The sequence below is a fragment of the Aldersonia kunmingensis genome (assembly GCF_001646865.1).
Lineage (GTDB): Bacteria > Actinomycetota > Actinomycetes > Mycobacteriales > Mycobacteriaceae > Aldersonia > Aldersonia kunmingensis.
Genome location: NZ_LRRB01000135.1, coordinates 1 through 9,541 on the forward strand (window position 1 = coordinate 1; position 9,541 = coordinate 9,541).

The window sequence follows — 9,541 nt, forward strand, 5'->3', positions numbered from 1 at the left end:
CGATGCGGCCCGGTTGGTAGGTCAAACCGGCGCCGAGATACTTGTTGTCGCCGTTGGGGAACAAGCTGGCGGTGCTCTTCGGAGAGACGAACACCGCCTCGGGCGTTCCGGGCGTGAACGCTCTGGATGCCGCGCGGGCGATCGCCTGGTTGATGGCCTCCTTGACGATTGCGCCCACCGGACCGGAAGCCGCGTTGGACGGGTCGAAGGTGTGCGCGCACGTCGGCATCGGAATGGTGTTGCCGCCGTACACGAGCTTCACATCCGGCAGCGGCACTCCCCCGGCCGCCGACGCCGCGTCGTTGGGCACGTAAACGCGCAGGATCAGGAATCCGACGGGTCCGGCCTGGGCGGCGTCGCCGGTGGGCAGCGCCGACATCTCGTTGCGGGAATGGTCCGCCGGACCGTTGACCACCGTCGCGTGCCACATTCCGCCCACGCCGGTCTGGGTCGTGGCGAACGGGTTGACGCTGCCCGGGTCCGGCGCGATCTGCGCGTCGCGCAGGGTGTCGACCGTGTCGAGTCGGGTGCCGTAGGTATTGAGCGAGAAGTAGCGCGCCTTCGGGTAGGTGCCGGACAACTCGATCCGGTCGCCGGGGCGCAGCGCATACGGCAGCACCCAGTACGTGGCGTTCGTGTCCGGGAACGCGACATTCAGTGCCTGTCCATTGGACATGAACCGCCATGCGCACAGCGGTGAGTCCGGCGGGGCAGGCTGGGCGGTCGCGGTGCTCGATGCGGCGGCGCCGATTCCGATCGCGCTTGCCACAGTGACGACGGCGAGGGCGCATCGTCCAATTGCCCGCGCAAGAGACACCATCGTCCTCCGATCACCCCTGATTTTGCCGTGACCGTATCACCGGACAGGCCCGCTGCGGTCCGAAGCGCAGCAGCTGGAGCACAGTTGCGTTAGGCCGATTGCGCTCGATCGCCGGGCAGCGCAACACCGAACCGCTCGCGCAGCGTGGTCTCCTCGTACTCGTGCCGGAACAACCCCCGCCGACGCAGAATCGGCACGACCTCATCGACGAAAGTTGCCAAACCGGACGGCAACGCGTCGGGCATCAGGTTGAAGCCATCGGCCGCGCCGGCACGGAACCATTCCTCGATGGTGTCCGCCACCTGTTCCGGCGTGCCAATGACGACGCGGTGCCCACTGCCTCCGCTCAGTTCGCGCAGCAACTGCCGAACCGACGGTCGCCGTTCGCGGGCAAGCGCCACAACGGATTCCCGGAAGCCGATCGAGCCGCCGTAGTTGGCTTGATCGGCAGGCGCGTCGAGCAGCGTCTCGGGAACCGGCGCATCGAGGTCCAGCGCCGAGACGGGCACATCGAGCGTGATCGCGAGTCGCTCGATCCCGAATCCCTCGGAGACATGCGCGCGCAATCGGTCGTACCGTTCGATCGCCTCGCGTTCGGTCGCGCCGATGACGGTGATCAGACCGGGAAGGATCTTGACCTCGCCCGGGTCACGGCCCGCCGTGCGTGCGACATCCTTCACGTGCCGGTAGTGCCGAATTCCGGCATCGAGAGTCAACTCCGCCGAGAACACTCCGTGCGCGCTGCGGCCGGCCAGTTCCCGGCCGGCCGGGGACCCGCCCGCTTGAATCAGCGCGGGTTGCCCCTGGGCCGAAGCGGGCACGCGCAGTGCGCCCTCGACGCGGAAGAACTCGCCGTGGTGTGCGACGGGGACTCCGGTGCGCGTGCTCTCCCACAGCGAGGTGACCAGCGCAACGAACTCCTCCGCGCGCCGGTACCGCTCATCCCTGTCGGGCATGGTCTCGAAGCCGAAGTTCGTCGACGCCGTCGGTGAGTACGTCGTCACGACATTCCAGGCGACCCGACCGCCGCTGAGCAGGTCGAGGGTGGCGAATCGCTCGGCCAGATCGTACGGATCGTTGAACGTGGTGGATGCCGTCCCGATCAGCCCGAGCGACTCGGTGGCGGCGGCGACCGCACCGAGGATCACCGACGGCTCGAGCGCCCTGGTCGGCTTGACCCGCGGGTTCTCCCAGAAGCCCGGGCCATCCGCGAGGAAGAACGCGTCCAGTGTTCCCCGTTCGGCGATCCGTGCGATGTCGACGAAATGATCGAGATCGACGAACGACCGTGCGTGCACGTCGTCAAGGGTCCACGCGCCCGGCGCCACACCGACGTCGAGCACATTGACGTTCAGAATTGCGTGATCACGACGGCTCATCCCACTGATCTCCTCTCAACCTCTGCTCAGAAGAACCCGGTGTCGGGCAGTTGGCTGCCGTTCACGACGAGATCCCCGACAACGCGCGCTTTATCAGCGGCGGGGTTGTATTCGACCGTCGTCACGACGCAGCCCCTTTCGCTCCATCAATGGGGAACATGGATCTGGTTCCCACCGTCACGGACTCGGTCCAGGCGAGGCCGAGCCGGTCGCGCAATGTCGGTGTCGCGTCATCGAAGTACGAGCTTCGCGCGAGTTCGCCGAGCACGAACCGGTACGAATCCACCGTCATCCCGTGCACGATGACGCCATCGGCGGCGGAGTCCGAGTCGATCGCCGCACCGGGTCGCCAGTGGCGATCGACTAGCAGCACCTGATCGCGTGCCGCGTCGGGGTCGAAACTTGACCGATGTCCTTGGGCTACAGCTTCATTCGGGACGATGACGACATCCGCCGTGCGCCGGGCGGCTGCCGTCTCGGCAGCGTCGAGGGGACGCCAAAACACCGGCAGCTGCGCCTGCGGCGGCTCGGGCACGTTCAGCGGACCGGACACGGAGTATGCCCCGACATGGTCGATATAGGTGATCCGCTCGGATTCGGCGAAAACGCCGCGATCCGCTTCGCTCACGATGCTTGCCGCCGGCCAACTCCCCCATAATTCGCGCGCGATGGCCACGGCGTCCACGGTCGACACGAGCGGACCCGCCGTCGTCCATGCCTGCTCGTAACGGGGCGTGGAGTAATCGAATGGACCAACGAGCCAACCCACCCGGCCGTGCGCGCCGTGGTCCAGCGATGCCAACCGCCGGGCGATATTGAACGGATGCTCGCGACGCGGTGCTGCGGCGACCACGAGCCCGACCCGTTCGGTATGGCGCGCAATAACCGTGGCCACGACGGTCGGGTCGATCGTCACCGAATTCGATCGCGATCTGATCAACCGCTCGCCACCGACAATGAGGAAATCGACCCCCGACGACTCGACCACGGCGCCGAAATCGACTCGCAGGCCCGCGGCATCGGGAGCGACCAGGGCTGCCGACAAGGCAGCGTCGACGGCCACGCCGACGACGGAACGGCGACTCACGATGGCCTCCTCGACTTCTGGTCGTTTGTGTACGAACACCAGCAAGCCCATCACCGTCGGTGCGCGGCAACAAGAATTAACGTCGCCGCGAGTGCATATAAGGATCAGCTCGAGCCGAACCGGCGCATCGGTGCAGTCCATGGCCTAGCTTTCGCAGCAGAGCGGGAGGGAACCCGATGGACTCGAAACGGCTGCGCCCACGCTGGGTACGCTCGCCGATCAGCGGAGCCCGAGCGCTTTTCGGTGCCTTGCTGCGTGATTCGTGGATATTCGCGGAGTCGGAGACCGGACTGCGCACCGCGCTCGACCAGTCCCGCTGAATCCGGGGCGACGACTACTGCCGCATGCTCCGGACCAGCCGGGCCGCCGCCAACGCTGAGCGATCGAGTTGAGCGAACGCATTTGCCACACCGATCCGGCTCGTCACCTTCGGATGCAATAGCGCGGTCGGCGACTCGACCAACCCGATGACCCCGAACAGTTTTTCGGCCACGATCCCGTCGCGCGCGGCAGCGGCGAGCATGGGATCCAGCGCCAGCGCCGCGACCCGGTCCGGCACCGAATCCGCCGTAACGTGCGGCATTGCGTTGTCGGCGACAACGGTGAGCCGCCAGGCATTGTCGATCTCGGAGGTCACCCGGCGGTAGAAGCGGCGGGCAAGGTGGCGGTCGCCCCTGGCGAGGCAGCGCCGCAGCACGTCCATCTGAATGGCCGCGACCGTCATGCCCTGCCCGTAGACGGGGCTGAAACTGCACAGCGTGTCACCTGTGACAAGCAGGCCACCGGGAAAGTCCGTCATCCGCTCGTAGCGGCGCCGCTTGTTTGCCTTGTACCTGAATGTCGATACCGGACTGAGGATCTCGGCATTCTTGATCGCGTCGAACACATCCCGTGGCGCGAACGTCCCGACGAACTCGGCGAATTGTTCGGCGTCTCGGGGTGGCCGCTCGCCGCCGAACCCAATGAGCGTCAGGATGTGCCGGTTGCCGTCGACGGCAAACAGCGCCAACGCGCGCGGCGGCATGTCACGTACACCGATCGTGATCATTTTGTCTCCGGCGAGCGCACCCTCGGGCAACCGGACATAAGCGCTGGAGTACACGATGTCGATCTCTGCGCCCTCTTCGGCAGGACGGCCATAGCCGAGGCCATCCAACCAGGTGTTGACCGCGCTCCCGCGTCCCATCGAGGCGACCGTGAGACCCGCGCGCAGATCCTCCTCGGTGCTGTGGTCGGCATCCCAGACCCGCACGCCGATGACCCGCCCGGCCGCCGAGTCGTGCAGCAGGCCGGCCGCGTCGAGCCCGTCGCGGATGACGACGCCTGGCAACGCGGCCACGCGCCGCCGCACGTGATGCTCGAGGAACGGACGGCTCGCCTGTAGCGCGGTGTACCCGGTTGGAATGCGCTTGAGTTGGTATCCGGCGAGGTTGAACCGAACCTCTTGCAGCGCATCGCATTCCACAGCGCCGTCGGCCACGAGCTCGCTCACCAGACCGGGGAAGAACTTCTCCAGCAGGTCTTTACCGCGAGGGAGCAGGCCGTGCACATGGCGTCCCTGCGGCACTCCCTTGCGCGCCTCCGGCTGGTTGGGAAGCTCATCGCGCTCCACCACGGTGACGCGGTCGTAGTGCGTAGACAGAACGCGGGCGGCGAGCAGCCCACCCATGCCTGCGCCCAGGACCACCGCATGCTCGCCGAGTCTCGCCACCACTACCTCCACGGTCGATCGCGCCTCGATATGGGCGCTTGACCGAGAGTATTCGTGGCGAATTTCTCAGGCGCGGTCGGTCGGTACCTCGCAGCCGTCGGGACCGCAGGTCTCGGCTTCCTCTGCACCGACCGGAACGAGTCGATCACCCCAGGCGAGCTGCAGTGCCTGGGTGAATACCTCCGGCGGCTGTGCCCCGGACACCGCGTACTTGCCGGCGAAGACGAAGAACGGCACGCCGTTAACCCCGAGCGAGGCGGCCTCCTGTTCGTCGCCGCGAACCGCGTCGGCGTACGCCTGCGGATCGGCGAGGACGGCACGGACCTTCGTCTCGTCGAAACCCGCCCGAACGGCGATGCCGACCAGCCGCTCGTGGCTGCCAAAGACAGGCTCTGATTCGGCGAAGTTGCCCGCGTAGAGCGCGTTGAGCAGGTCTTCCTGCCGGCCGAGTTCACGGGCGAAATGCAGCAGCCGGTGCATATCGAAGCTGTTGCCGACGTCGCGGCCGCCCGCCAGATAAGGCAGGCCGAACTGCTCGACCTGCGCGGCGATGCCGCGCTCATTGGCCTGAACCTGCTCGACGGTGATCCCGTACTTTCGCGCAACGTGCTCCTCGACCGGCCGGCTCGTGTCAGCGGGCTGTGTCGGATCGAGTTCGAAGGACCGATGGACGACCTGCACATCTTCGCGATGCTCGAACTCCCGCAGCGCGGCATCGAATCGAGCCTTACCCAGGTAGCAGAACGGGCAGTTGATATCGGTCCAGATGTCGACCGTGACAGTCATGAAGTCCTCTCCTACGCCGGGCGGGCGCGCCGGGTCCTGTTTGTGTGCAACACCGCGCGGGTTCGACCCCTTCCCGCTCGTTTTGGCGCGTGACGCACGTCATCGTGCCGCACCCAGAAGAATTTTCGCGGACTTGTCGATTCGTTGATTCACCCGTTCGACCTAGGGGTGCGAGGCTGGCAATCGCGAGCCCGAATCTTCGACAGGAAGGCGAGACCATGAAGTTCATGCTGGTGATGCGCGCAACGGACGAGTCCTGGGCAGCGATGGATCAGATCGATTTCGACAAGATGCTCGAGATCATGGGCCAGTACAACGACGAGCTCATTCGGGCCGGCGTACTCGTCGCCGCGGAGGGCCTCGACAGCGCCGAAGAGGGCGTGGTCGTGGACTACGACTCCGATCCACCAGTGGTCACAGATGGCCCGTACGGCGAAACCAAGGAATTGTTCGGCGGCTTCTACATCCTCAACGTCGCCTCGAAGGAAGAGGCGATCGAGTGGGCGAAGCGTGCCCCGGCCCTGGTGCCCGGCGTCAAGACCGAGATCCGGCGTGTCAGCTCGATCGACGAATTCCCGCAGGACAATGAGTGGATCCAGAAGGAGCGGGCGTGGCGTGAGGCCACCGGCCAACTCTGATCGGACCGGCAGGTGACGGTGGACTCCACGGGTCGCGATGCGGTCGGCGCCGTCTGGCGCATCGAATCGGCACGCATCGTCGGCGCGCTCGCCCGCTACACCGGCGACTTCGCGCTCGCCGAGGACCTCGCACAGGAGGCGCTGGCGGAGGCGCTGGTGAGCTGGCCCCGCGATGGCGTGCCGGACAAACCAGCGGCGTGGTTGCTCACTGTCGGCCGGCGGCGGGCCATCGACGGATTCCGCCGCCGCTCAGCGCTCGATGAGCGCTATGCCGCCCTCGCGCACGAGTTGGGCGAGGGCGGCACGGCCACCGGGCGCGCAGCTGCCGACTCGACCGCGAAAGGCGCGGAGGTGTTGTGGGACCCGGACCAGATCGATGACGATCTGCTCGCACTGATGTTCATCTCGTGCCACCCGGTGATCTCCCGGGAGGCCCAGGTGGCACTCACACTCCGGGTAGTCGGCGGTCTCACCAGTGACGAGATCGCCAAGGCATTCCTCGTGCCCGCCGCTACCGTGCAAGCCCGGATCACCCGGGCCAAGAAGACCCTCGCCGCCAGCCGGGTCCCGTTCGAGGTGCCGGCACGCGAGGAACGCGCCGTCCGCCTCGGATCCGTGCTGAGCGTGGTCTATGTGATCTTCACCGAAGGTTCGTCGGCCAGCTCCGGCGAAGCGCTGATTCGGCTCGACCTCGCCGGTGAAGCACTACGCCTGGCAACGATTCTCAGCCGGCTGATGCCGAACGAGCCAGAGGTGCACGGGCTTTTGGCGCTCCTCGAACTCACCGCGGCCCGTTTCCCCGCCCGTACCGGCCCGGACGGCGAGCCGATCCTGCTCGAGAACCAGGACCGGACGCGCTGGAGTCACGCCTCAATCGGGCGGGGGCAGGCGGCATTGAAACGTGCTGAGTCCGTCGGACGCGGCCTCGGCGCCTATGGCTTGCAGGCGGCGATCGCCGAATGCCACGCGGTCGCACCCACGGTCGCCGAAACGAACTGGGACCGGATCGTCCTGCTCTACGAGGCGCTCGGCCGTCTGGCGCCCTCGCCGATCGTGGAGGTGAACCGCGCGGTGGCGGTAGCCATGGCGTCCGGGCCCGCGGCAGGACTGAAGATCGTCGACGATCTCGCCGCGGATGGGGCGTTGGCCAATTCGCATCTGCTGCCCAGCGTGCGCGGCGAGTTGTTCATCCGGCTAGGGAGAGACGCCGAGGCGCGTGCGGAATTGGAGCGCGCGGTGGAGCTGTGTGGGAACGAGCAGGAGCGGGTTGTTTTGCGCCGCAAGATCGATGGGCTGGCATAACGGCGATAGGCGCGGCGCTGGGCAACCGCTCGGCGGTCGGATCGGCGGGATCCCGTTGAAACGGGTGAAGAGTGGTTGCTCAGCGTCCCTGCGGCGCTAGGAGGTGAACGTCGACCAGCAGATATCGTTACGCAGCCGCTGATCGTCCAGAACAAGTTCACGAATCTCCTCCGGAAGCTGATCGCGCTGCCACTGGCACTCGACCCGTCCGGCAGCCAAACCTTCCTCGCCCGGCGCGGTCGCCCGCACGGCCTTGATCGCATAAGCCGCAGCGCCGAGTTCGTGAGCCGCGACATGTGCGACGGCCCCGGCTTGACCGGCGGCGTACGCGGCAAACCGCGGCGCACCGCGCAGGTCCCGGGCCGCACCCATCGCATGGCCACCCGCCGCGCGGGCCTCCATCATCTTGACCTCGCCACGCACCCACGCACGGGCGTGCTCGATTGCCTGACGCGGACGAGGGTCGTCCGGCTGAACCGCCTCGAAAAGGTCGAGTACGTGCTCGGCACAGGTGGCGGCCCACAGCGCGAGGAGGTGATGGTCCGCGTCGGTGAGCGTTCCTCCGCGCCGGATGGTGATGAAGCGGGGGTCACGGACTTTGGGCAGGATCATCGCCACCAGCTAACCCCATCGTGCCGAAATGCGGCCAGCGCTATCCCCACGCGCCGCATACTTTCTGCCCGCCCGCACACTGTTCCGCACGCTGAAAGCTTTGCGGGGCAACGGAAGTTATGCGCGCTAGCGCAGTTTGGCCCCGTAGACACGACCGACGTTGAGCACCAACAGGACCCGTTTGTCGGCGACCATCACGTCGCGGTACTCCTGCCAATCGGGATGTTCGCCCGCCGCGTACCGGTAGTACTCCACGAGTGCGTCGACCTCCTGGCTGTTCGGATCGGTACTCGGGCCGATCAGGGTGACACTCCCCTCCGCGGTCGCCCAGGTGAATCCGTCCGGGCTGGTGAACTCGATTGCCGCCCGCGGGTCTCGGCGCAGGTTCGCCGTCTTGGCTCTGCCCTCAGCGATCGAGACGTAGATGACGTCCGAATCCCGGTCGTAGACCGCAGTCACCGGGGAGAGTTGCGGAAGACCATTCGACTTGATGGTGGCGAGAACGCCGATCCTGCTGTCGGCGATCAGTGAGCGTGGATCGAATTCGGTCATGCCTACTGCCTATCCCAAACACCGCCGCATTGCAGCGGTTCAGCGCGCTGCGAACATCAGCGAATAGGCGCCTGCGCCGTCGCTGACACATAGTGCGCAGCGTCCGTGGTGACGAAGGCACTCACCCGTCCCGGGCCCGGATGAAACCATCCACCGGTGCTGCTCGGCATTTGGTTGTTGAATCCGGCCCCCGACATCGGCAAGAAGAGCGAGCCTTGCGCGCCGGTGTCGTCGTTGCGCCAATGGAACGTGGCGTTGATCGTGCACGAGTTGTTCGCATTGATGTTGAGCAGCGGCAACGGGCCGACGAAGTAGACGTTCATCCCGACAACGGCCCACCCGGATGGCTGGCCAGAACTCATGCCGACCCTGATGTAACCGCCCCCGCACAACAGCGGGTTGTGCGCGAAGGTCCAGGTCGCGCCCGCCAGGTGCACCGGGGGTTCCTCCGCTACCGCCGGCGGCGGCACAACACCAAGGCACGCGGCGGCCGCCGAAACGACGATCAAAGGCTTCCAGACGCTCACGAGCGCTCCCGTTCCACAGATATGCGGTCCGCAATGTGTCGTGCTGCGTTCGCCCGGCGTTACGGTGCGTCAGGGTTGTGGCCACCCGGTGTAACCCTCGGCGAGGTACGTCGACCCGGCTTCCGAT

Annotated in this window: 10 protein-coding genes and 1 pseudogene; 3 read left to right on the plus strand and 8 right to left on the minus strand. The window is 66.5% G+C overall.

What is annotated here, in order from left to right:
• From A8G08_RS10650 to A8G08_RS10660, 3 genes and pseudogenes are all read right to left on the minus strand, one after another.
• Positions 1–820: pseudogene (locus A8G08_RS10650) on the minus strand (hypothetical protein); the annotation flags it as partial.
• 89 nt (positions 821–909) lie between these two features.
• Positions 910–2,199 (minus strand): LLM class flavin-dependent oxidoreductase, encoded by a 1,290-nt coding sequence (locus A8G08_RS10655; protein WP_068273549.1) that lies wholly within the window; start codon positions 2,197–2,199, stop codon positions 910–912.
• A 121-nt stretch (positions 2,200–2,320) separates the two neighbouring features.
• Positions 2,321–3,286, minus strand: a complete 966-nt coding sequence (locus A8G08_RS10660; protein ID WP_068273560.1) for an LLM class flavin-dependent oxidoreductase — start codon at positions 3,284–3,286, stop codon at positions 2,321–2,323.
• A 176-nt stretch (positions 3,287–3,462) separates the two neighbouring features.
• On the opposite strand from A8G08_RS10660, the gene A8G08_RS27100 reads away from it, so the two are divergent.
• Positions 3,463–3,606, plus strand: a complete 144-nt coding sequence (locus A8G08_RS27100; protein WP_157108507.1) for a hypothetical protein — start codon at positions 3,463–3,465, stop codon at positions 3,604–3,606.
• 14 nt (positions 3,607–3,620) lie between these two features.
• On the opposite strand, the gene A8G08_RS10665 is transcribed toward A8G08_RS27100, so the two are convergent.
• Together A8G08_RS10665 and A8G08_RS10670 are read right to left on the minus strand one after the other, a co-directional pair.
• The gene (locus A8G08_RS10665) at positions 3,621–4,997 is read right to left on the minus strand and encodes an FAD-dependent oxidoreductase (protein ID WP_157108508.1); all 1,377 of its coding nucleotides are present in this window, start codon (positions 4,995–4,997) and stop codon (positions 3,621–3,623) included.
• A gap of 66 nt (positions 4,998–5,063) precedes the next feature.
• Positions 5,064–5,783, minus strand: a complete 720-nt coding sequence (locus A8G08_RS10670; protein WP_068273553.1) for a DsbA family oxidoreductase — start codon at positions 5,781–5,783, stop codon at positions 5,064–5,066.
• Positions 5,784–6,001: 218 nt separating this feature from the next.
• Here A8G08_RS10670 and A8G08_RS10675 point away from each other — a divergent pair, with 218 nt between their 5' ends.
• Together A8G08_RS10675 and A8G08_RS10680 are read left to right on the plus strand one after the other, a co-directional pair.
• Positions 6,002–6,421, plus strand: a complete 420-nt coding sequence (locus A8G08_RS10675) for a YciI family protein (RefSeq protein WP_068273554.1) — start codon at positions 6,002–6,004, stop codon at positions 6,419–6,421.
• An 18-nt stretch (positions 6,422–6,439) separates the two neighbouring features.
• Positions 6,440–7,723, plus strand: coding sequence for an RNA polymerase sigma factor (locus tag A8G08_RS10680; protein ID WP_068273562.1), 1,284 nt, complete (start codon positions 6,440–6,442; stop codon positions 7,721–7,723).
• Between the two features lie 96 nt (positions 7,724–7,819).
• Here A8G08_RS10680 and A8G08_RS10685 read toward each other — a convergent pair whose 3' ends face one another.
• From A8G08_RS10685 to A8G08_RS10695, 3 genes are all read right to left on the minus strand, one after another.
• Entirely contained in the window at positions 7,820–8,335 is a 516-nt protein-coding gene (locus A8G08_RS10685; protein WP_068273564.1) for a putative immunity protein, read from the minus strand.
• 126 nt (positions 8,336–8,461) lie between these two features.
• Positions 8,462–8,887, minus strand: a complete 426-nt coding sequence (locus A8G08_RS10690) for a PPOX class F420-dependent oxidoreductase (protein WP_068273555.1) — start codon at positions 8,885–8,887, stop codon at positions 8,462–8,464.
• 56 nt (positions 8,888–8,943) lie between these two features.
• Positions 8,944–9,414 carry a hypothetical protein gene (locus A8G08_RS10695; protein ID WP_068273557.1) on the minus strand — a complete coding sequence of 157 codons (471 nt, stop codon included), beginning with the start codon at positions 9,412–9,414 and terminating at the stop codon, positions 8,944–8,946.
• Between the last annotated feature and the right edge of the window lie 127 nt (positions 9,415–9,541).